The sequence below is a fragment of the Methylobacterium sp. CM6246 genome, assembly GCF_054818005.1.
Genome location: NZ_JBTXKY010000003.1, coordinates 318,978 through 341,584 on the forward strand (window position 1 = coordinate 318,978; position 22,607 = coordinate 341,584).

Annotated in this window: 19 protein-coding genes and 1 pseudogene; 5 read left to right on the top strand and 15 right to left on the bottom strand. The window is 65.1% G+C overall.

All coding sequences use genetic code 11. The annotated features are described in order from the left end of the window. Positions 1 to 29: 29 nt before the first annotated feature. Positions 30 to 1,436: an amidase gene (locus ACYQPG_RS31785; protein WP_461232888.1), complete on the bottom strand. Its 1,407-nt coding sequence runs from the start codon at positions 1,434 to 1,436 to the stop codon at positions 30 to 32. A 111-nt stretch (positions 1,437 to 1,547) separates the two neighbouring features. Here ACYQPG_RS31785 and ACYQPG_RS31790 point away from each other — a divergent pair, with 111 nt between their 5' ends. Further along, a complete protein-coding gene (locus tag ACYQPG_RS31790; protein WP_461232889.1) occupies positions 1,548 to 2,111 on the top strand; it encodes a TetR/AcrR family transcriptional regulator in 564 nt (187 codons plus the stop codon). A 118-nt stretch (positions 2,112 to 2,229) separates the two neighbouring features. Here the strand turns inward: ACYQPG_RS31790 and ACYQPG_RS31795 are convergent, their stop codons facing one another. From ACYQPG_RS31795 to ACYQPG_RS31830, 8 genes are all read right to left on the bottom strand, one after another. Next, complete coding sequence (locus ACYQPG_RS31795) at positions 2,230 to 3,537, bottom strand: c-type cytochrome (RefSeq protein WP_461232890.1); 1,308 nt, start codon at positions 3,535 to 3,537, stop codon at positions 2,230 to 2,232. Positions 3,538 to 3,541: 4 nt separating this feature from the next. Next, positions 3,542 to 5,698 carry a xanthine dehydrogenase family protein molybdopterin-binding subunit gene (locus tag ACYQPG_RS31800; RefSeq protein WP_461232891.1) on the bottom strand — a complete coding sequence of 719 codons (2,157 nt, stop codon included), beginning with the start codon at positions 5,696 to 5,698 and terminating at the stop codon, positions 3,542 to 3,544. A 10-nt stretch (positions 5,699 to 5,708) separates the two neighbouring features. Next, entirely contained in the window at positions 5,709 to 6,161 is a 453-nt protein-coding gene (locus ACYQPG_RS31805) for a (2Fe-2S)-binding protein (RefSeq protein WP_461232892.1), read from the bottom strand. A 96-nt stretch (positions 6,162 to 6,257) separates the two neighbouring features. After that, on the bottom strand, positions 6,258 to 7,376 hold the full coding sequence (locus ACYQPG_RS31810; protein ID WP_461232920.1) for an NADH:flavin oxidoreductase/NADH oxidase: 1,119 nt from the start codon (positions 7,374 to 7,376) through the stop codon (positions 6,258 to 6,260). A gap of 151 nt (positions 7,377 to 7,527) precedes the next feature. After that, positions 7,528 to 8,424: an AraC family transcriptional regulator gene (locus ACYQPG_RS31815; protein WP_461232893.1), complete on the bottom strand. Its 897-nt coding sequence runs from the start codon at positions 8,422 to 8,424 to the stop codon at positions 7,528 to 7,530. Positions 8,425 to 8,514: 90 nt separating this feature from the next. Beyond that, on the bottom strand, positions 8,515 to 9,198 hold the full coding sequence (locus tag ACYQPG_RS31820) for a type 1 glutamine amidotransferase domain-containing protein (RefSeq protein ID WP_461232894.1): 684 nt from the start codon (positions 9,196 to 9,198) through the stop codon (positions 8,515 to 8,517). Between the two features lie 51 nt (positions 9,199 to 9,249). Next, positions 9,250 to 9,498, bottom strand: coding sequence for a hypothetical protein (locus ACYQPG_RS31825; protein WP_461232895.1), 249 nt, complete (start codon positions 9,496 to 9,498; stop codon positions 9,250 to 9,252). An 82-nt stretch (positions 9,499 to 9,580) separates the two neighbouring features. Continuing rightward, on the bottom strand, positions 9,581 to 10,183 hold the full coding sequence (locus tag ACYQPG_RS31830; protein WP_461232896.1) for a TetR/AcrR family transcriptional regulator: 603 nt from the start codon (positions 10,181 to 10,183) through the stop codon (positions 9,581 to 9,583). A 924-nt stretch (positions 10,184 to 11,107) separates the two neighbouring features. Here ACYQPG_RS31830 and ACYQPG_RS31835 point away from each other — a divergent pair. The 3 genes and pseudogenes from ACYQPG_RS31835 (at position 11,108) to ACYQPG_RS31845 (ending at position 15,834) form a co-directional block, all read left to right on the top strand. Continuing rightward, on the top strand, positions 11,108 to 12,679 hold the full coding sequence (locus tag ACYQPG_RS31835) for an ABC transporter substrate-binding protein (protein WP_461232897.1): 1,572 nt from the start codon (positions 11,108 to 11,110) through the stop codon (positions 12,677 to 12,679). Positions 12,680 to 12,693: 14 nt separating this feature from the next. After that, complete coding sequence (locus ACYQPG_RS31840) at positions 12,694 to 14,196, top strand: M81 family metallopeptidase (RefSeq protein WP_461232898.1); 1,503 nt, start codon at positions 12,694 to 12,696, stop codon at positions 14,194 to 14,196. A gap of 661 nt (positions 14,197 to 14,857) precedes the next feature. Next, positions 14,858 to 15,834: pseudogene (locus tag ACYQPG_RS31845) on the top strand (Ldh family oxidoreductase). A gap of 96 nt (positions 15,835 to 15,930) precedes the next feature. Here ACYQPG_RS31845 and ACYQPG_RS31850 read toward each other — a convergent pair. The 5 genes from ACYQPG_RS31850 to ACYQPG_RS31870 all read right to left on the bottom strand — a co-directional run bounded on the left by ACYQPG_RS31850 (position 15,931) and on the right by ACYQPG_RS31870 (position 20,318). Continuing rightward, on the bottom strand, positions 15,931 to 16,686 hold the full coding sequence (locus tag ACYQPG_RS31850) for an SDR family NAD(P)-dependent oxidoreductase (RefSeq protein ID WP_461232899.1): 756 nt from the start codon (positions 16,684 to 16,686) through the stop codon (positions 15,931 to 15,933). A gap of 302 nt (positions 16,687 to 16,988) precedes the next feature. Next, on the bottom strand, positions 16,989 to 18,386 hold the full coding sequence (locus ACYQPG_RS31855) for an NAD-dependent succinate-semialdehyde dehydrogenase (protein WP_461232900.1): 1,398 nt from the start codon (positions 18,384 to 18,386) through the stop codon (positions 16,989 to 16,991). Positions 18,387 to 18,424: 38 nt separating this feature from the next. Further along, entirely contained in the window at positions 18,425 to 19,072 is a 648-nt protein-coding gene (locus tag ACYQPG_RS31860) for a hypothetical protein (protein WP_461232901.1), read from the bottom strand. A 114-nt stretch (positions 19,073 to 19,186) separates the two neighbouring features. Next, positions 19,187 to 19,564 carry a tautomerase family protein gene (locus ACYQPG_RS31865; protein ID WP_461232902.1) on the bottom strand — a complete coding sequence of 126 codons (378 nt, stop codon included), beginning with the start codon at positions 19,562 to 19,564 and terminating at the stop codon, positions 19,187 to 19,189. Between the two features lie 55 nt (positions 19,565 to 19,619). Then, complete coding sequence (locus ACYQPG_RS31870; protein WP_461232903.1) at positions 19,620 to 20,318, bottom strand: glutathione S-transferase family protein; 699 nt, start codon at positions 20,316 to 20,318, stop codon at positions 19,620 to 19,622. A gap of 114 nt (positions 20,319 to 20,432) precedes the next feature. On the opposite strand from ACYQPG_RS31870, the gene ACYQPG_RS31875 reads away from it, so the two are divergent. Then, complete coding sequence (locus ACYQPG_RS31875) at positions 20,433 to 21,008, top strand: TetR/AcrR family transcriptional regulator (protein WP_461232904.1); 576 nt, start codon at positions 20,433 to 20,435, stop codon at positions 21,006 to 21,008. A gap of 600 nt (positions 21,009 to 21,608) precedes the next feature. Here ACYQPG_RS31875 and ACYQPG_RS31880 read toward each other — a convergent pair. Further along, positions 21,609 to 22,607 (bottom strand): tyrosine-type recombinase/integrase (locus ACYQPG_RS31880; RefSeq protein WP_461232905.1); only part of this gene is annotated, 999 nt, incomplete at its 5' end.

Consider the following 22,607-nt stretch of genomic DNA (forward strand, 5'->3'; position numbering starts at 1 on the left):
GGACATATCTCCGGCCCCAGTCACACCCGTCAGATGCTCGGATGCAGGCCGCGGACCGGGCTCACGGCCTCCAGAACCGAGGCCGCGTGCAGGAGGGTCGTCTCCGCCTGCCAGCTTCCCACCAGTTGCACGTTGATCGGCAGGCCCTCACGGCTCGTCCCGAACCGCATCGACAGCCCCGGCAGGCCGGTCACGTTCAGGGGCACCGTCGCGCCCTGCAGGTAGGTCAGGTCGACCGTCTCGCCGTTAACGACGAGTTCGCTGATGCCGTGCTTGTGCGCCGGCACCGGCAGCACCGGGGTCAGAAGCACGTCGTAATCCCAGAAGTAGGCCGCGTAACCGTCCCGGAGCCGCTCCGCCGCCTGCTCGGCCGCGATGTAGTCCTCCATCGAGGTATCAGGCAGCGACAGCATCGTCTTGGCCATCTTGTACATCTGGTCCTCGTGCCCGGCCGTCGCCTCGCGGAAGGCCGGCTTCATCTCCATGACGTGAAGCTTGTTGAAGACGTCGAGGGCGAAGTCGCGCTCCAGCGCCGGGATGCTAACCTCCTCGACGTGGTGCCCCTCGCCCTTGAGGGCCTCGGCCGCAGCCCGCACAGTCGCGGCGACCTCCGTGTCGATGGGACCGAAGCCCGGCCCAACCATCCAGCCGACGCGGAGCTTTCGGTCCGGCGCGGCGCCGAGGCCGGCATCGAACGGGACGGTGCTCGTCGCGAAGGCGTCCTGCCCGTCGGGGCTGGCGAGTTGGGAGAAGGCGAGCGCGAGGTCGCGGATCGAGCGCGCCATCGGGCCGACGTGCCAGAAGCGGCGGGGCGCCCGCGGCCAGATACCGGTCATCGGCACGCGCCCGTGGGTCGCCTTCAGCGAGACGATGCCGGTCTGGGCAGCCGGACCGCGCACCGAGATGGCGAGGTCGGTACCGAGGCCCAGAGGCGACATGCCCGCCGCGATGGCCGCCGACTCGCCACCGCTGGAGCCGCCGGGCGTGCGGTCAAGGTCCCAGGGGTTGTTCGAGCGGCCAGAGAGCAGGTTGTCGCTCTCGATCCAGTAGGAGAACTCGGGAAGGTTGGTCTTGGCGAGCAGGATGCCGCCAGCCTTCTTCATGCGGGCGACGCTGGTCGCGTCGGCATCGGGGGTGCGGCCCTTGAAGATCGGCGAGCCGCGCTGGGTCATCACCCCGGCGGTGTCGATGGAGTCCTTCACGGTGAAGGGCACGCCGTGGAGCGGTCCGAGTTCGTTGCCTGCCATGACAGCTGCCTCGGCTTCCTTCGCGGCGGCGAGCGCGCCCTCCGCGACGGTGACGATGGCATTGACCTTGGGATCGACGGCCTCGATCCGGTCGAGGTGCGCTTGTACGACCTCGACGGGTGAGAGCTGCTTGGTCCGGATAAGCTCAGCGAGCCGGGTCGCGTCGGAGAAGATGATGTCCTGGGTCATGGCTGCTTCCCTACCTGTCGTTAGGCAGTCCGAGAGTTAGGGCTGGATGTCCGGACCGTCAACTCCTAACTAACGATTGGTAGATTTTTTGATTCTGGGACGGAGGCAGGTGTGAGCACGAACGCGAAGGAGACGATCCTGGCCGCCGCGAGGAAGACCGCGCAGGCGCACGGCTACGGCGGGCTGAGCTACCGCGACCTCGCGGCGGATGTCGGCATCAAGGCGGCGAGCATCTATCACCACTTCGCTAGCAAGGCGGACCTCGGCGCGGCCGTCGCGCGGCGCTACTGGGAGGACATCGCGGTCGAGCTCGATGCCATGCTGGAGAATACCGGCGACCCGATGGAATGCCTGCGGCTCTACCCGAGCACCTTCCGTCGCTCGCTTGAAGATGGAAATAGGCTCTGCCTGTGCAGCTTCATGTCGGCCGAGTACGCCAACCTGCCGGAGGTCGTGCAGCAGGAGGCGCGGGGCTTCGCCGACGTGAACGTCGCTTGGCTCGCCAAGGTGCTGGTCATGGCGGGGGCGGCGAAGCCTGAGGACGGCGAGGCGAGGGCCCGGGCAATCTTCGCCGCGGTGTCGGGCGCCCAGCTCTACGCGAGGAGCCGCTCGGACGTCTCGCAGTTCGACACCCTTATCGAGAGCTACCGCGCATCGGGCTTGCTGCCGGCATGAACTTCGACAATCGCATTGGCGAACCGCCGGCCCTTCCTGACAGCTGCCGACGGGATTTTTCTGAGCCTCGCACAAGGGCAGGATACCCGAACAGTGGGCTCAGACATCCCGGTCAGGATCAACGCGGCGCCCTGCGGTCGCGTACGGCCTTTGCCGTGACCGCACCCGACTTCCCGCCGAAGTGGCCGATGACGTAGTTGGCCACCGCCGCCAATTCGGCATCGCTGTAGGCGTCGCGGAAGCTCGGCATGTAGCCGCGGCCCTTGCCCGTCCTGAGGTCCGCGCCCTTCAACATGACCTGGACGAGGTTCACGCCCTCGGGATCATTGACCGCCTGACTGCCGGCGAGCGACGCGTAGTGGGTCTGCCGGCCAGCACCGTTCCACTGATGGCAGCCTGCGCAGACGCCCTCGAATATCCGCTGGCCGGCTAGGTTGCCCGGATCGGACGTGCCCGGCTTCCAGGCGGCGGACGCGATCATCCGAGCCGGGGCTGGATCGACCTCAGTCCCGGGCTTGCCGGTCCGCGGCTCGACGCGCCGCAGGTAGGCCACTAGGGAGGCAATATCCTCCGGAGTCAGGTACTGAAGGCTGTTGGCGACCACCTCCGCCATTGGCCCGGCCGCCGAACCGCGCCCTGGGGCGTGGCCGGTCGACAGGTAGCTGGCGACCTGGTCGTCGCTCCAATCGCCGATGCCGTACCCCTTGTCCGCGGTGATGTTGTAGGCGTTCCAGCCCTCCAGCATGGCCCCTCCGAACTGCTTCGACATCGCCATCGCAAAGCCGACGTTGCGCGGTGTGTGACACTCGCCGCAATGGCCCAGCGCCGTAGCCAGGTACTGACCGCGGTTCTCGCTGGCGCTCGCCTGAGGGTCCGGGCGGAAGCGGTGCTGGTCGAGGAAGGCGAGGTTCCAGAAGGCCAACGTCCAGCGCTGGTCGAACGGGAACGCCAGTTCGTTCCGGCGAGCCGGCGCGCGCACGGTTGGCAGCGAAAACAGGTAAGCCTTCATCGCCACGATGTCGTTGCGGCTCAGCCCTGTGTACGAGGCGTAGGGGAAGGCCGGGTAGAGGTGCGAGCCGTCCTTGCCGATCCCCTCATGGAGAGCGCGCACGAGGTCGTCGTCGCTCCACGTTCCGATGCCGGTCTCCCGGTCGGCGGTGATGTTCGTCGAGTAGATGGTTCCGAACGGCAGCGCGAAGGCGAGGCCGCCCGCGAAGGGTTTGCCGCCGGGCGCATTGTGGCAGGCTGCGCAGTCAGCGGCCTTTACGAGGTACTCGCCCCGGGCGATCAGCTCCGGCGTCGGCCGGGCATCCGGCACCGGGACCTCCGCGTCGCGGTCGTACAGGCGCCACGTTGCGAAGGCACCGCCACCGGCCACGACGAGGGTCGCGGCGACGGCGGCGAGCTTGATCAAGAGGCGGGGCACCACGTCACCCCACCTGGGTGCTGACGAGCGGCAGGCGCCGGACGCGCTTACCGGTGGCTGCAAACACCGCGTTGGCGAGGGCCGGGAAGGCGGCCGCCGTTCCGGTCTCGCCAAGCCCGCCGGGCTTCTGGTCACTGTCGACCAAGTGGACCTCGATGGGCGGCGTCTCGTCCATGCGCAGCATGCGATAGGTGTTGAAGTTCGACTGCTGCACCCGGCCCTTGTCGAGGGTGACCTCGCCGTAGAGCGCCGCCGTCATGCCGAAGACGAGCCCACCCTCGATCTGCGCGCGCACGGAATCGGGGTTGACCGCCTGCCCGCAATCGATCGCCGCTACGATCCGGCGTAGGCGGATGTCGCCGTCTGGCGTGGCCTCCGCCTCGCAGACCACGGACAGAAACGAGCCGAAGGCGTTCTCGACCATCACGCCGCGCCCGACGCCCGGGGGGAGCGGCGTGCCCCAGCCCGATTTTTCGGCGGCGAGTTCCAGCACCTTCAGCGTCCGCGGGTTCTTGGCGAGCAGCCGCCGGCGGAAGGCCACCGGGTCCTGCTTGGCCGCGTACGCAAGCTCGTCGACGAAGCTCTCCACGACGAAGACATTGTGGGCCGGGCCGACGCCCCGCCACCACGCCGTGACGACGCCCGGCGGCTCGTGGCGCACCCAAGACACGTGGTAGGCCTGGATATCGTACGGCGTCTCCTCCGCGCACTCGACGGTGTCGGGGTCGATCCCGTTCGGGCGCATGCCGGGGGGCGCCCAGCGCGCCATGACGGTGGAGCCCGTCACCTTGTGGGTCCAGCCGACGATCCGGCCCTCAGTATCGAGGCCGGCCGAGATTTGGTCGTAGTAGTAGGGCCGGTACCGGTCGCGTTGGATATCGGTCTCCCGAGTCCAGACCATCTTCAGCGGGTAGGGCACCTGCCTGGCGAGCGCGGTCGCGATGCCGACGTACTCGGCCTCCAGCCGTCGGCCGAAACCGCCGCCGATCATGTGGCTGTGGACCGTGACCTTGGCCTTGTCGACGCCGGCGGCCTTCGCGGCCTCGTCCTGGGCGCGGCCGGCCACCTGGGTGCCGCACCAGACGTCGACGCCGTCGGGGCGCACGTGGACGGTGCAGTTGATCGGCTCCATCGGCGCGTGCGCCAGAAAGGGGAGCTGGTAGACGGCGTCGAGCTTAATCGCCGCGCCGGCAATCGCCCCCACGGCGTCTCCCTCGGCCTTGGCCACGAGGCCCGGTTTCTTGGCCGCCTCGCGGTGGCCCGAAACGATGTCAGCCTGCGAGACCTTCGAGTTCGGCCCCAGGTCCCACTCGACGTCGAGCGCATCCAAGCCCTGCTTGGCCGCCCAGAAGTGGTCGCCGACGACGGCGACGCCGTCCGGCAGCGTCAGAACGGCGACGAAGCCCTTGACCTTCCGCGCAGCGGCGTCGTCGACCTTCACCAACTTGCCGCCGAGGACGGGACACATCGCGACGGTGGCGACCTTCATGCCGGGCACCTTGGCGTCGATGCCGTAGACGGTCCGACCGTTGACCTTGGTGGGTGTGTCGAGCCGCTTCTGCGGCGTACCGATCAGCTTCCAGGTCTCTTTTGGTTTTAACGGCGCGTCGGCCGGGAGCGGCGCTGCGGCCGCCAACGCGGCGAGCGACCCGTAGGACGCGGAGCGGCCCGAAGAGGCGTGCCTTACGACCCCGCGCTCGACCGTGCAGGTGGCCGGCTCGACGCCCCATCGCCCGGCCGCGGCCTGTACCAGCGCCGCCCGGGTGACCGCCGCGCGCTTGCGGAATTCCTCCCAATCGCCGCGGATCGAGGTCGAGCCACCGGTGGCCTGTGTCTGGAGGAGCGGGCTCGCGTACAGCGCCTCGTCCGGCGGGGCGAACTGGGGCGTGACTTGGTCGAGGCCGAGGTCGAGTTCCTCGGCAAGCAGCATCGAGGCGCCGGTCCAGATGCCCTGGCCCATCTCCACGTCGCGCATCACCAGGGTGACCGTCCCGTCCTCCGCGACGCGGATGAAAGCGTTCGGGGCGAAATCACGCGCTGCGGCGCGGGCCACGCGCGGGCCAGCCGGAAGGCTCACCGCGACGACGAGGGCGCCGATGCCCGACAGAAACGTGCGGCGGGACGGCACGACGACATCGCGCGTCGGAAAAGGCTTGTTCATGGCGGCCCCCTCAAAGTGACGCGGCGTGCTTGATGGCGGCCTTGATGCGCGGGTAGGTCCCGCAACGGCAGATGTTGCCGCTCATGGCGGTGTCGATGTCGCCGTCCGTTGGCTTCGGGTTGCCGGCGAGAAGGGCCGTGGCCGACATGATCTGCCCGGACTGGCAGTAGCCGCACTGCACGACCTCAAGGTCGAGCCAGGCCTTCTGGATCTTGGCGCCCGCTTCCGTTTCGCCGATGGCCTCGATGGTGGTGATCTTCCGCCCTGCCACATCGCCGATGGCAGTGACGCAGGACCGGACTGGCTCGCCATCGAGCAGGACGGTGCAGCACCCGCACAGGGCCATGCCGCACCCGAACTTCGTCCCGGTCAGTCCCGCCACGTCTCGCAGCACCCAGAGCACCGGGGTGTCGTTGGTGACGTCGAAGTCGTTTGATCGTCCGTTGATCTCGATGACCGGCATGGCGGATCCCCTGGCAGAGAGGCACGAGGCATCCGGCGACTTCCGGGTACCGCACCTAAACATGTGATTTTGTGAGCTTGCACGACCGGGTGGCGGTCACCGCTGTCCGAAAGCGGCGTCCTTGAACAGCGCCTTGAATTCGTGGGGTTGGGAGCGCCAATACTGTTTTGGTGCACGGACTTGGGCGCCGAGCTCGGCGGCCGCGTGCCAGGGCCAGCGCGGGTCGTAGAGCATCGCTCGCGCGAGCGAGACGGCGTCCGCCTTGCCCTCCTGCAGAATTGCCTCCGCCTGCCTGGGCTCGGTGATCAGGCCGACCGCGATGGTGGCGAGGCCCGTCTCAGCCTTGATCCGCTCGGCGTAGGGCACTTGGTAGCCCGGCCCGAGCTTGATCGCCTGCTTAGGCGAGACGCCGCCGGTCGAGACGTGGATCGCGGGGGAACCGGCCTTCTTCAGAGCGTGGGCGAGCTCGACCGTCTCGTCGAGATCCCAGCCGTCCTCGACCCAGTCCGTCGCCGAGACCCGGAACCAGACCGGCGAGCCCGCGGGCACGACATCCCGTACGGCATCGTAGACTTCCAGGGGGAAGCGCATCCGGTTGGCTAAGCTGCCGCCGTACTCATCCGTCCGCTTGTTGGCGATGGGCGACAGGAACTGATGCAGCAGGTAGCCGTGGGCGCCGTGCAGTTCGACGGCCTCGATGCCGAGGCGCGCCGCGCGCTTGGCGGTGGCCACGAACTGGTCCCGCACCCGCTTGAGGTCGGCGGCGTCGAGGGCGTGAGGCGGGATCTCGCCCTCCCCATGTGCGACCGCCGAGGGGGCTTCGGTGCGCCAGCCGTAAGCGTGTTCCGACGGGATCTGCTGGCCGCCGGCCCAGGGCGCCTCGCTCGACGCCTTGCGCCCGGCATGGGAGATCTGGATGCAGACCGGAACCGGTGCGTACTCCCGCACCGCGTCGAGCACATGGCCAAGCGCACGCTCGCAGCCGTTGTCGTAGAGGCCGAGGTCCCAGGCGGTGATGCGCGCCTCCGGGGAGACTGCGGTCGCCTCCAGGGTCAGCAGGCCCGCACCCGACATTGCGAGCTGCCCGAGATGCATCATGTGCCAGTCGGTAGCCTCGCCATCCCGTGCCGAATACTGGCACATCGGCGCGACCAAAATGCGGTTCTCCAGCGTTAGACCGTCGAGTATTATCGGCTCAAACAGGCGGGGCGTCACTGCTGCCATGGAAGGATTCTTCATGCCGATGCTGCCTTTGCAAGCGCTACTATAACGAGATCGCAAACGCTGTTTTGCCTATTCCTGCCAAACGCGCGTTCAATCGTGCCAAAATTCGGATCCGTGACGTACCCGGTGCTTGCCGTGTGCGTTACGCTCGGCCCGTAACCTTCGGATCTGTCGGCGACGCCGAGAAACGACGCTTGAATTCGCGGCTGAACTGCGAGCCGCTCTCGTAGCCGACTTCCCGCGCGACAGAGCCCGCATCCCGGCCTCCGCGCCGCAAAAGGGTCATCGCCAAGTCCAATCGGACAATCTTGACGTATTGCAGGGGCGTGACTGACGTTATCGCTTTGAATGCTCGATAAAAGCTTCTGACGCTCATGCCGGATACTTCAGCCAATTCCGACACGTTTAGCGGCCTTGTGACGTCGCGCCGTATCCACGAGATCGCGCGGGCGATGCGCGCCTGCCGGCTGGATTGGTCGGCCAGCGAGAGCAGCGCGGGCCCATGCTCGCCCTTGAGCGCCCAGTACAGGATCTCGTCGGCAATCGCGGTACCGAGCGCCTGCGTATCGCTGGGGGAGGACAGCATGCGTACGAGGCGCTGGCTGGCATCAGACAACTCGGCACTAAGGGCGGCCGGATGGAGGCCGGGCCCCAGGGGCGTCGGCGTCGCCGGCGCCCCGACCGATGCCATCCCTGGAAGCTTCGCGAACCGGTTCAATGCCTGCAAGTCGACGTCGACGACCACCCCGAGCAAGGGGTCACGCTCGCTGGCGGTGCTCTCGCATTCGTACGGTACCGACGCCGTCACGACGAGGTAGTTGTCCTTGTCGTAATGGACGTCCCGGTCCGGCAGGTGCGCGGTTTTCCGACCATTGATCATGAGCACGATGCTCATGTCGGGCAGGGTCGGGACTTTGTTGGTCCGCTCCGTCGACCAGAATATCCTGACGTGCGGGATCAGGGTCCCGATCACGCCGGAACGCGACGTGAGACCGTACGTCCGTTGCAGTCGGACGAAGGTGTCGGTGGCTATGGTCATCGGATGTGTCCCGGTCGACCGGATCGGTCCGGAGGGTTTCCTGGCCACGGCCGCTCCCTGTGGCTGGAAGCGACCGCGGACTTCGTGCCGTCACTCGTTCTTGAGACGGTCGAGGAGGCGCTCGGCCGCGGGTCCGGACGAGGCCGGGTTCTGTCCGGTGATCAGCAGACCATCGGCGACCACATACGACTCCCAGTCGCCCGCCTTGGAGAACGCGCCGCCGTTCCGCTTGAGCTCGTCCTCGACAAGGAACGGGACCACCTCGGTAAGGCCGACCGCCTCCTCCTCGGTGTTGGTGAAGCCGGTGACGGCCCTCCCCTCGACCAGCGGCTTGCCGTCGGGCGCCTTGGCGTGACGCAGCACGCCCGGGGCGTGGCAGACGAGGGTGACGGGCTTGCCTGCCTGCAGCGTCGTCTCGATGAGCTTGATGGAGGCGGCGTCCTCGGCAAGGTCCCAGAGCGGCCCGTGACCGCCGGGGTAAAACACCGCGTCGAAAGCGTCGTGGGTGACGCCGTCGAGCCGGACCGTCTCCGCCAGCACCGCGTTGGCCCCGGCATCCGCCTCGAAACGACGGGTCAGGTCGGTCTGGAAGCCTGGCTCGTTGCTCTTCGGATCGAGCGGAGGCTTACCGCCCTTGGGCGATGCCAGGATCACGTCCGCACCGGCATCCTTGAATACGTAATAGGGCGCGGCGAGCTCCTCCAGCCAGAAGCCGGTTTTGCGGCCGGTGTCGCCGAGCCGGTCGTGGGAAGTCAGCACCATCAGAATCTTCATCGTCGTTCTCCGGGTTCGGTGTGAGTGGTCGTCAGTGCGTGTGCGAGCGGGTCAGTTGTGACGGTCCGCCATCCTGCCGGTAGACTTCCCCGCGGTCGCCTCGCGGGCTTCGCTGGCCTCGGTCCTCACAGGCGCCACGTCCGCACGGCTGACCGCCTCCGGGTCGACCATGCGAACGGCACCGATGATCTCCAGGGTGATGCGCTCCTCAGCCGAGGCGGCGGTGCCGCCGAACAAGACGGTTCCGAGCTCGGCGAGCAGCACGTATGGGGCGACGGGGTGGGCGGTTCGTGGGGTCATCATAATCTCCGAATGCTGATTAAATAGACTGGTCGTCTATAAATCTTTCGATGCTGGTGCAGCGATCCGTCGGTTCGCTGAATCAAGCCCGTGGTTGGTTCAGGATACGCTGCGTCGTCTTCATCGCGGTGTCGAACGGCGCGTTAGTGCGTTCGATCTTCGCCATCAGGCTCGCACCAAGCCACAGGTGGTAGAGTGTCTCGGCCGTGGTACGCGGCTCGCCGTCGACCGTGAGCGACCCCTCGGCGGCGCCCGCCTCGATGGCGCCCGCCACACGGTCGATGATCCCAGCCGTGCCGGCCTTGAGGGCCAGCCGCATGGGCTCGGACAGGTCCGAGACCTCGGCCGCGAGTTTCACGGCAAGGCACTTGCGCTGGTAGTCGATGCTGCCCTGGGTCGCCTGCCACTTGTGCCAGTAATTCATCAGGCGCTCGCCATGGTTCAGGCCGGTATCGGCGAGGGTGATGTCGATGTCGGCGAGGTACTCCTCGAAGTAGTCGGCCAGGAGTGCCTCGCCGAAGGCCTCCTTCGAGCCGAAGTAGTGATAGAAAGAACCCTTCGGGACACCGGCCGCGGCCAGGATTTCGTTAAGGCCGACGCCCGAAAACCCCTTCGCGCCCACGATGCGGTGGGCGGTGTCGAGGATGGCTTGCCGGGTGTCTAGGTTGCCGTTTGCCTGTGCCATGAGCTACACATAGATTCGATTAGACCGGTCGTCTATAGGTTGCTGGCAATTTTTTTTGGGTACGTGGTCATGAGCCCGCTGGATGGACAACATGCCGGCCTATGGGTCGTGTGGGTCGAGTTATGGCCAGGTATGTGTCCGATCCGCCGAAGCCGAAGAAATCGAGCGCCCAGACGTCGAATTCGGATTCGACGAGCGCATCGCGCCACGAACTACCACCTTACCGACCCGATAGGCTACGACCACTGGATGCTCGGATCCCGCCGGAGGACATCTGAGGAACCGGCCTGGCGAACGCCGGCAAGAAGGCGCTGGGCTGCGAGAGCAGCCCAACGACGCAACTAACGCGAGACCGGGAACACTTCGAGGTAGCGAGGCGACAAATCCCCGCTTCATCCCCGATCTCATCCCCGGAAACCTCATCTTGGCAAAGACTTGAAGAAAATACAGTGGCTTGGCTGGACCTAGGGTTGCAGTCCCCTCAGCTCCACCAGGCTTTCTTGGTGGAAACATGCTCATTGAGATCCAGATCGATTTCTCTGGGACTTCAGTTGCTTAGGGGCGGTCGGTCAAGCCTGCCACACTTGTACATATCTGGCGCCGTTCCTCTCCAAGCCTGATAATGTATGATTTCTCGCCGTCAGGAATGCGGTTCTCCAGCCCTTCGGCTGATAAGCAATCCGAGACTAGTTCGACCAATTGGTAGAGACGGAAGTTTGCCGCGCTTGCGGCGCTAGCGACTTTCCATTTTTTGGCTGAGTCGCGAGCCGCTTCGACGAGGACCTTTCGGCCTTGCCGCCCGGCCGGGCCCCCACATGAGCGCCTTTCTCCCGATTTGCCTCTCCTTCTCCCGGGCGCCACTATGGGATTCACGAGGACGAAGGGCGTGTGACTTTTGATGGCGCTAAGCACGATTGACCGCGCATGAGGCGTCGCGATGTCCTCGCTGGCCTAGCTGCCACGTCTTTGGCTCGACCCGCTATCGCGCGGCCCGCTAAGGTCCTACGCTTCGTCCCGGAAAGCGATGTCGCGGTAATCGACCCAATTTGGACGACGGCGACCGTGACGCGCAACCACGGTTACCTCGTCTTCGATACCCTCTATGGTCAGACTGCTCGCTACGACTTCCAACCGCAGATGGTCGAGGGCCACACGGTCGAGGCGGACGGTCGGCTCTGGCGCCTTACCTTGCGAGAGGGACTGCGCTTCCATGACGGCGAGCCGGTTCTGGCGCGCGATGTGATGGCGAGCATCCGCCGGTTCGCCGCGCGCGATGCCTTCGGCCGGGCGCTGATCGACGCCACAGACGAACTCGCCGCGGCTTCCGATCGCGTCGTGCAGTTCCGCCTGAGACGTCCTTTCCCATTGCTGCCGGCGGCTCTGGGCAAGACCGGCACCTCGATGCCCTGCATCATGCCGGAGCGGCTGGCGAAGACCGACCCGAACACGCAGGTCACCGAGATGGTCGGCTCCGGCCCCTTCCGCTTCAAGGCGGACGAGCGGGTCCCAGGCGCACTCACCGTGTACGAGCGCTTCGACGGTTACGTACCCCGGCCGGACGGCGAGGCGAGCTTCACCGCGGGACCGAAGCGGGTACATTTCGATCGGGTTGAATGGCGGATCGTGCCCGACGCCTCCACCGCCGCAAGCGCGCTTGCCAACGGCGAAGTCGACTGGTGGCAGAACCCGACGCCGGACCTGCAGGGGCTGCTCAGGGGCAAGCCCGGTATCAAGCTGGAGGTTCTGGATCCGGCCGGTGGCATCGGATGCCTGCGTTTCAACCATCTGCACCCGCCCTTTGACAATCCCGCGGTCCGCCGGGCTCTGCTGGGTGCGATCGACCAGACTGAGTTCATGAGCGCGGTCGCGGGCGACGAGCGCGCCCTGTGGAAGGACCATGTCGGCGTCTTCAGCCCCGACGCGCCGATGGCGACGCGCGACGGCACGGAGGTGCTGGTGGGCGCACGCGATTTCGATGCGGTGAAGCGCGCCCTCGCGGAGGCCGGATACCGCGGCGAGCGCGTGGTCATGCTCGATCCGACGGACTATCCCGCAACCCATCCCCTGGCTCTGGTCGCGGCCGAGGCCTTCCAGAAATGCGGGCTCGCCGTCGAGCTCGTCTCGACGGACTGGGGCACGCTGGTTCAACGCCGGTCGAGCCGCCAGCCCCCGGACAAGGGCGGATGGAGCACCTTCGTCACCTACCTCAACGGCACGAACAACTTCGATCCCGCCGGCCAGCTCGGCATCCGTGGCAACGGTGACCAAGCCTGGTTCGGGTGGCCCCGCGCCCCGCGGCTCGAGGACTTGCGAGCGCAGTGGTTTGCCGCCCCAGACCTCGCAGCGCAGAAGGCGATCTGCACCGAGATCCAGCGGCAGTTCTTCGTCGACGTGCCCTACCTGCCGCTCGGCGCCTACTACGAGGCCACGGCCTATCGCGGGCTGACGGCTGTGCGCAACGGCTTCGTGCAGTTCTACGACGTCAGGCCAGCCTGAGAAGATCGACGCCGATGCGCATCGCCGTGCTCCAGTTCACCCACGAGACCGTGACGTTCCTGCCGAACGACACGACCCTGGAGGATTTCATCTATCCGGGCTCGCCCGCGGGCGGCGAGGCGCTGCTCGCCACCGACCCCAAGGGGTACATGGGCGGCTTCGTACAGGTGGCCCGGGAATACGACGGAGTCGACCTCGTCGGGATTACCTCGCCGCTATGGCCGCGCACTGGCATCGGCTCGGGCTGGGTGACGCGCGAGGCATTCGAGCATTTCCTCGGTCTCATGCTGTCGGAGCTGCGGACGGGAGCGCCGTTTGACGGGGTCTACCTCGCGCTTCATGGGGCGATGGCCGTGCGCGGGGTGCCGCGTCCTGAAGCCGAGATCGCGCGGCAGGTGCGGGAGGTCGTCGGCGCGGGCGTTCCGATCGCTGCGACCTTCGACCCACACGGCAACGAGGACGCGGAGTTCCTGCGCCACGCCGACATGGCGTTCGCGGTGAAGTACTTCCCGCACTACGACATGCATCTGCAGGGACAGCGCGCGGCACGGATGCTGGTGCGGTCGATTCGTGGCAGCTTCCAGCCAGCGCACCGGACGATCTCCGTCCCGATCATCGCGCCGACCGTGGTAATGTGGACCGGCGCCTCGCCCTGGTCCGACCTCGTACAGCGCGCGCTGGTTTGGGAAGCGCGGGAGCCTGACGTCTTCGTCAACGTGTTCTTCGGCTTCCCCTGGTCGGACGTGCCGGACGCCGGCATGGCGATCCAGGTCCTAACCAACGGCGATCCCGATCTCGCCGACCGGATTGCCCGTGACATGGCGTTGTGGACGTGGCGGCATCGGGCGGCGCTGGTGTCGAGCGTCGCGATCCACGCGATGCGGGACGGCGTCGCCGGGGCCGCCCGCGCCGCACGCGAGGGCAGTAGACCGGTCGTGCTCGCCGACTACAGCGACCGCTCCGGCCGGTCGACCTGGCTCTTGGCGGCGGTGCTGGCGCAGGATCTGGAGCGCACGCTGATCGGCACGGTTGCCTCCCCCGAGGTTCTGAGCCGGCTGGTGGCCGGAGGGGTGAAAGATGGCGATCCGTTCGACGAGGAGGTCGGCGGCCCCGTTGCCGGTGAGGACGATCCCTCTGCCGGTCAACCTGTCCGCATCACCGGGACGGTACTCGCCGTCGTCGGAGCCACGGCCGGTCGGAGCGGCGGCGACGCGTGGCTCTGCGTCGCCTTCGGCCGCGGCAACGTGCTGGTGCTCAGCCCCTACCTCGTCCAGATCGTGGATCCGGCGGAGCTTTGGGAGCTTGGCCTGAAGGCGGGGGATTTCGACGTTGTCGCGATCAAGTCCCGGGTCCATTTCCGCCGGGGCTTCGACGATGGGGGTTATGCCGGGACGATCCTGCTCGTCGAGCCCCCCGAACCGTTTATGGGCACCGTGCACCTCGACGCCCTCGCCTACGAGCATCTTCAGCTCGGCGACTACTATCCTTACACAAATCCGACCTTCGACGCCGTCTGATGTGGCTTGTCGGAGAACAATACTCCAGCAGATTAATGCCATAACGTGAAGCCGAGCCCGCTGATGTTGCACCCCGCTGCTGTCGATTGGCCTCACCCGGCAATGACGCTTGAGCAGACGACGGCCACGAAGTCTGCAGGCTTGGGCCGCTCGAAAGGTTAAGCCATTATCCATCCGGTTCGCGCCATGAGCGGATTTCAACGCATTGACTGAAACCGGACATTCACCTGCAGGTAGGCAACCTTCCGGTTTCGACCCTACCCGGTCATCCAGACCGTCGTCGGCGCTTCTTCAAAGCGGTCGTCCGTGTGCCCTCCGGCAACTTCAGCTCAGGGTGGAGGATGTGTGAAAACGACAAAGGGGTAGAAGGATCTTCCCGAGAACAACCTGGGCAGCGCCGAAATTTAGGCCTAAATCGCGTCAGAACCGCCCTGCAGCGGGGCCGCTTGTCTGCAGCGTAGAGGATTGTTCTACAATTTCGGCAAGCGCTTTCGTTTTCACACAGGCTCGGTGGTAAGCCGTCATTGGGCCGCTGCCCCAAAGCCGACATTTAAACTCGCTTCTCTCGCCGAGATTTCAGGAGCGACTTATGGCAAGCGCCGCACGCATCCCCGCCGACAGGCTGCTCGATTTCGTCAGCGCAATCTACGAGGCCGCCGGCATGCCGGTACCCGATGCGCGGCTCGCCGCCGACACACTCGTCCAAGCTGACCTCTGGGGACACCAGTCGCACGGGGTCATGCGCCTCTCCTGGTATACGGCCCGGCTGAAGGCGGGGGTCTGCGCCTCGGTGGCCCAGCCCGAGACGGTGGTCGATGCCGGGGGCCTCGCGGTAATCGACGGTCACGACGGCATGGGCCAAGTGCTCGCCGCTCACGCAATGCAGGAGGCGATCCGGCGGGCGAAGGCGCACGGCGTTAGCGCAGTTGCCCTACGCAACTCGGGGCACTTCGGCACGGCGCTGTACTTCACTCTGATGGCCGCGCGGGAAGGCTGCGTTGCGTTCCTATCGACCAACGCCAGCCCGGCGATGTCACCGTGGGGGGCCGCAAGAAGACGGTTGGCACAAACCCGTGGTCCTGGGGCTGCCCGGCTGGCTCGCACGCGCCGATGGTGCTCGACATCGCCAACACCGGGGTGGCCCGAGGCAAGGTCTACCTCGCCAAGCAAAAGGGGCAGCCGATCCCGGAAGGGTGGGCCCTCGACGCGGCCGGTGCGCCGACCACCGACCCAGCGGCGGCCATAGACGGGATCATTCTGCCGATGGCCCAGCACAAGGGTTACGCCATCGCGCTGATGATGGACATGCTCTCGGGCGTGCTCACCGGCAGCGCCTTTGGGGCGCGCGTGACCGGCCCCTACCAGACCGAGCACCGGAGCGGGGCGGGGCAGTTGATGATCGTGATCGACATCGCTCAGATCCAATTGCTGACGGAGTTCAACGCCCGCATGGATCAGTTGATCGCTGACCTGAAGGCGGTGCCGCTGGCGCAGGGGTTCGATGAGGTGTTCTATCCAGGCGAGATCGAGGCCCGCAACGCGGCGCGCAACCACGCCGAGGGCTTGGCGCTGCCGGAGGATACCCGCGCCGACCTCCACCGGCTCGCCGAAGAAACCGGGATCACTCCCGGATGGTAAGGAAGGATCGTTAGAAGCGGTCCATCCCACCTTCGGCAAAGGGTGGTGAGCGGTCTTCAGATCAGAGCCGGAAAGCAGACCTTGGCTCCACTCCCGCTACGTGAGGTTCAAACCTCCATCCGAGAGCAAGATCTCCCCGGTAAGATAGTCCGAGGCCGCCAGCAGTGCGACGGCCTGGGCGATGTCCTCCGGCTTGGCAGCCCGGCGCATGGGCGAACGCTCCCGCCACAGCGTCTGGGCGGCCGTCCAATCCGCCGTCAGGGGGGTGTCCACCAAGCCTGGGGCGACGGCATTCACCCGGACGTCCGGGGCCAACGATACGGCGAGCAGACGGGTCATGTGGTTCAACGCCGCCTTCGATGCGGCATAAGGGATCGATGCACCCTTGGGTCTGACCCCGGCATGCGAACTGATGTTGACGACGCAGGCCGACCGACCGCGCCGGGCGGATTCCCGCAACGCGGTTTCGGCTTCTGCCACGAGGTGGAACGGCGCCACCACGTTGACCTCGTGCAACTCGTGCCAGACGGCTGGCGAGGCGGCCTTGAGATCGGCGTGAGGGATGACCCGGCTGATGCCTGCGTTGTTGACCAAGACATCGAGACGCCCCCAGAAGGCGATGGCCTGCCGCACCAGCCTGACCCTGTCGGCGTCATCGGCCAGATCGGCCTGGACGTATGCGGCCCTCCCGAGTTCGGCGGCTAGCGCGTGTCCCGTCTCCGCAGACTTGCGCGAGTGCAACACGACCGCGTAGCCATCGCTGGACAGCCGACGCGCTATCGCCGCCCCGATGCCGGACGTGGACCCGGTCACGAGGGCGACGGGCGGATCATCCTCAAGGCGCTGGCTCAAGGATTATCCTCCATCCAACGGCCAAGCGGTCTCGGGCCCGTGGCGAACGCGCGATCGCCGCAATGGTCCGACGCGCGGCGCCGTCGTCGGCGTCGGATGCCAGAGTTAGCATGCCCAGAGTCAGACATTCAGACGACCCGTTGCAGTCGTCACGAGAGCCCTCGGCGCTTCACCAAACCGGTCATTGGTTTTCGGTCCTGCGGCTTCAGATCGAGGTGACGTCGGAAGTCTTTACCACGGCTGACCGTCACCGAACGACCAATTCTCCCTGTCGACGTAGGCCATCGTGCCGTGCGCTCGGTTCAATCGCTCGGCTTCACCCAAACCGTCTGCGCGTTGGTAAACTCTCGTAGGCCGAAATGGGACAGCTCGCGGCCGTAGCCGCTCTTCTTAACACCACCTACCGGGACGCGAGGGTTGGAGGCGGTATAGCCATTGATGAACACGCCCCCGGTCTCGAGGCGTCGCGCCATGGCGCGGGCTTTGGAAACGTCCGAGGTCCAGATGTTGCCGCTCAGCCCGTATTCGCTATGGTTTGCAAGCAGGATCGCGTCCTCGACATCCTCGGCGACGATAAGCGCCCCGACTGGTCCGAAAATCTCCTCGTCGAAAGCTGCCATCCCTGGCCGGACGTCGGCCAGCACCGTCGGTTCGTAGAAATAGCCTGGGCCCTCAACTTTGTGCCCGCCGAGCAGCAGCTTTGCGCCTTTGGCGATCGATCGCTCGACCTGGTCGTGGATGCCGTCGCGGAGATCGCCCCGGGCGATCGGCCCTACGAAGGTCGCTTCGTCCATCGGGTCGCCGAGCTTGAGCGCGCCGGCAGCCGCGACGAACTTGTGCGTGAACGCCTCTGCGATCGGCTGCCCAAGGATGATGCGTTTTGCCGCCAGACAGACCTGTCCGGCGTTGTCGTAACGAGACTGGACGGCCGCCCGCACCGCACCGTCGAGATCAGCGTCAGCCAGGACAATGAACGGGTCCGCACCGCCGAGTTCAAGCACGCTCTTCTTGATCACCCGTGCGGCCGTGGCCGCCACTGCCGATCCCGCCCGAACGCTGCCCGTAACCGTCACGGCGGCGATGCGCGGGTCTTCGATCACGCGCGCGACCGTATCGTTGTCGGTATTTAGGTTGGCGAAGAGGCCTTTGGGGAAGCCGCTGGCCTCGTAGGCGTCCTGCAAGGCGTAGGCGCAGCCCATGACGTTGGTCGCATGCTTCAGCAGGAAGCCATTGCCCGACAGCAAGATCGGTCCGGCGGCGCGGATCGCCTGCCACAGCGGCAGGTTCCAGGGCATCACGCCAAGAACGGTGCCGATCGGCAGGAAGGAGACGTAAACCTGATCGCCATCCACTGGGGCCGGTTCGTCGGCGAGGATCGCGGGGCCGTGCTCGGCGAACCACTCAATCGCCCCGGCGCACTTTTCGACTTCGTACCGCGCGAGAGTAATGGTGCGCCCCATTTCGGCGACGATGAGCCTGGCGAGTGGCTCCGATCGATCTCGCAACGTCGCGGCGAGCCGCCCGTAGCAGGCGAGCCGCTCGTTCAACCCGACGCCACGCCATGTCGTGTAAGCCGCCGCGCTACTGGCGAGCGTCCGCTCGATCTCCGCAGGGGTTTGGAATGGATAGGTTTCGATCAGCTCGCCCGTGGCGGGGTTGCGTGAGATGGCGGCGGTTGCCGCACTTAGCGTTGGACTCAAAATTGTGGCCTCCTATCAAGGTCATTGGGTTAGTGACGTTACATGGGCGGAGTGAGCCCTTTACCCGCTGCGATGAGACGGGCTTGATTACCAGGAGCAGTCCAAACGACGACCGCCGAACCCAGTATGACTGTCGACCGGCTTGAAGCGACGAACTCGACGATAGGCGCGGTCGGAGAGACGGTGATGTCCACCGTCTGGCCGTCGACCAAGTCTACGGTGAGCAAACGGCCGCGGCCGGTCCCGGTGCTTGTGTTCATCACCACGGCTGCTACCGCGGACACCGATCCGTTGGTCATGCTCGTCGCAATCGTGCCGGACGAGTCGATGCCCGAGGTGTCGGGCAGGAGGTCCCAGTCGTAGAGGCCGACCCTGCCGGCGCGCATTGCTTCGGGGACCAGCACGATCTCAACGGCAACGAAGTGACCAAGCGGGCCTTTTACCGCGCTACCGATAAAGCTGCCATTTCGGATCGCGTCGAGATTCGAGGAAACGACATCGGCGTAGAGTGTTCTGGTGCCCGTGAGCAGGTGGAAGGTATTTCCGTCCTTTGCGCCCACCGTGACGCTCCCATCGTCGATCGCGACAACCTGCCCTCTGACCCGAAGAGGCGTTTCACTGAATGCGGGCGACGCACAGAGCATGACCAAGGAAAGAGCGGCCGAAAACAGGCTTGCCGACAACATCGTCCAAACCCCCTCGCGTAGTTTGTTTAACGGCTATTCCAAAGTCCGTCGGCTTGGCGTGCGCCAAGCCGAAGCGCTCCGAAGTGATCGAGTTCATCCGTGCCCGGGGTGGACTTAGGTCCAGGGCTGGCCGTCGCCAAAGGACCAGTCCTCGCGTTTGACGAAAACCATATTGATCATGATGTCGTCAGCCCGGATGGAAAGCTTGGCCTTCAGTTCGTCGGCGATGAACCGATAAAAGGCCAACTTGGAGTCGGCATCGTTACCGACGGTGCTGGTCACCTGGATCAGCAGAAAATCCGGTGACCGGCTGAAGCCGAGGAAGTTTGGGTCGTAGATCAGGTTGTTCGGCTGGTGTTCGTTGACGACGATGAAGCGATCTCCGTCAGGAGCCTTCAAAACATCCACGATGCCGCGATAGACGATGTCGGCGACAGCCGCACGGTATTCCGGGGATTTTCCTTCAATGAGATCGATACGCGCAAACGGCATGGTAGCCACCTTTGAGTTGAGATGAGGTGTTGAGTGGTTGATGCCGGGTGTAAGATCAGACCCGGTTATCGAGCTCTGCAACGCCACTGTTCCTGTCGGCATAGGCCGTCAGGAAGGCAGGCCGTTGCTGCCAACGCCTCCAGAAAGCGTCGATTTGTTCGAACCGTTCGTCGAGCGGTGTCGCGTTGACCGGAAACTTGGAAAAGGCGATGGCGGTCGCCAACGTGATGTCCGAGAATGTCGGCGCATCACCGCCAAGCAGCCACTCGCGGCCGTCCGCCAGATGACGGTCAACGAGCCCGGCATGTGTGAGCGCTACCTTCCTGGAATGTTCGCCCCATGCTGGATTGCTGGTCAGTTCGAGCTTCGGCCCGAGGCCTTGGTGCAGCACATGGAACGCGGTCACGATCGGGTAGAGAATGTGGACCCAGACCCGGTTGTCCCACATCTGATCAAGGCCACGCTCGTGCGCCGTCTCCCCCATGATCTTGCGGCCTTCGAACGTGTCGTCGAGGTAGCGGGCGATGGCGGAGGTCTCACTGAGATAGGTGCCGTCGGCGAGCGCAAGGGTCGGTGTCTCGCCCCAAGCGTTCATCTTCAGGTGCTTCCAACCCCGCTGCTCGCCCACCGGTGACATGTCGTAGATCGTCTCGTCGAAGTGATCGGCGATGCCCTTCTCGTGCATGAAGATCCGCAGGCGCTGCGGGTTCGGGAAGGCCGAGGGTGAGGTGAAGAGCTTGAGCTTGTCGGACATCGTCGGCTCGCTTTCCAAGGTATGTCGCCTGTCTGTCAGATGACAGGTACGAAGCTATGACCGCGATCTTGCGCTGTCAACCCCTGTCTGCCATATGACAGGTGGAGGTTGAACATGGCAGCGACGTTGAAGAGGGATGTGCGCGAGGCGATCCTCGTGGCCGCCAGGGAGGCGGCGATGGCCTATGGATACGGCGGCATCAATTTCCGCGATCTCGCGGAGGCCGTCGGCATCAAGGCCGCCAGCATCAACTACTACTTCGCCAACAAGGCCCTCCTCGGCGAAGCAGTTGCGCGCCGCTATTGGGAGGGCATCGCTCGCGATCTCGAAGCCATTTCGACCAACACCGAAAGCCCGATGGAAGCTTTGCGGCAGTACCCCCGCATCTTCCGCCTATCCTTAGAGCACAACAACCGCATGTGCCTCAGCAGCTTCATGGCGACAGAATATGACGCATTACCTGAACAGGTCTTGAAGGAGGTTCAGGCCTTCGCCGACGTGAACACGGCTTGGCTCCGCGAGCAGCTAGTTGCTGCAAAGCTAATTAAGCCGAAGGAAAGCGAGACGAGAGCTCGTGCCATATATGCTGCTGTAGCGGGAGCTCAGATGATCGCCCGCAGCCGTTCGGACATAAACCTGTTCGACTCGTTGATCCGGAGCTATCAAGAGGCGGGACTGCTACCGAACTAATCAGAAGCGCGTATGTAGACGAGGTCGGATTTCATACATTTCCGACCATGAGCAGACAGGCAGAAATCGACCCGGCCCAAACGTAGGTCATCCTCCGCCAGCCTACCGCAAAGCGGATCTTCCGAGGGTCTGCAAAGGGCGCAAAGCCGAGCGACCGCTTTTGCGCCCGTCGGCGATCCGATGTGGCGTAGTCTGGCCGAAAGCTGCCGGCCCGCTTTGGAAAGGGTGTCTGTGTCAGATGATTTGGGACGGTCTGCGAAGTTCCGCGATCACTGATCCGACACCGACCAACAACGCCTACATCGAGGCGTTCAAAGTCCGTCTATGGACGGAATGCCTGAACTCCTGGCGATCTTTATCGCTATCCGATACCAGTGAGCACGTCGGAAAAGAGGTAACACGACAACGAAGTTCGACCTCATACAGCCATGGACGGCTTGATGACCCGAGCCTTGATCAACCAAGCTTTCATAATTCGATAAATTCCATTGTGTATGACCTATATAGGCTTTCAACTCATACATAGTTTGAAGAAATAACTCAGCTAGTAACAATTTTAATGAAGGATAGACTGTTTATATTCTTTCGCAAAAGTACCATCTATGCTCGATTTTGTAATGCCGCAAGCTTTCGCGATGCGCCGCGCTGTGCTCTAAGACGCTCGCCGTAGCGAGCAGGCATGGCTGGAGTCTTCCACGACCCAGCCTGCATGACCTCGAGGAGTTCGAAACCTGCCGCGAACATGTCCTGGGTCGCTCCTACGCGCGTCGAGTGACCGGAGGGAAGGCGAGGGAGCTTCAAGCCGGCTGCAACTGCGATTTCCCGAAACACCCGGTAGACTTCCGAGTCGCCGAGCGGCGTCGCACCCGGGCGCCCCCCCTTGGACAGCGGCCTGAACAGAGGTCCCGCTTCAAGCTTCGCCGCCCGCAACCAGCCTTCGACTCGGTCCATGGTGTCGGGGGCAAGATACTTGATTGCACCTTCGCCTTCCTGGTCGGACTTGGAACGGCGGACGAGGATGGTGCCGGAACCGTCAGCCGCGCGCTCAAGGTCCTCTATATATAAGGAGACGAGTTCGGAACGGCGGAGTAGCGTATCATAGGCGACCGAGAGCAAGGCGGCGTTGCGCAGGGCGATCAGGGGGATTTCCCGTTCCGCTTCGGTGATACGTCGATGCAGACGGCCGGTGGTTCCGACCGCGACCATGCGGTCGATGCTAGGCCGATTCAGCGGCTCGGCCTGCTTCTGCCGACGGCCCTTGCTCCGGCTCATCCGCTTGACGGCCAGCCGTACGAGTTCGTCAGAACATGGGTTCTGCAGACCGGCGGCACGGTGGAGGGCCGCGATCGACGAGCGGTAGCGCTCGACTGTGGCCCGAGACTTTGACTTAGCCCGATCGTCGATGAAGGCGGCGACGGTTTCCGGCGCGGCCGGCAGCATCGCGAGTCCGGCGACCCCGCACCATGCGGCGAAGATACGACTGTCGGCAGCGAGCGCGCGGATCGTATTGTCGGCGAACGCTCCCTGCGCGGCTCTTGCGTAGTTTCCGAGTCGCTCGGCGAGGAAGTCGCCGGGCGGCAATACGCCCACGAACGGGAC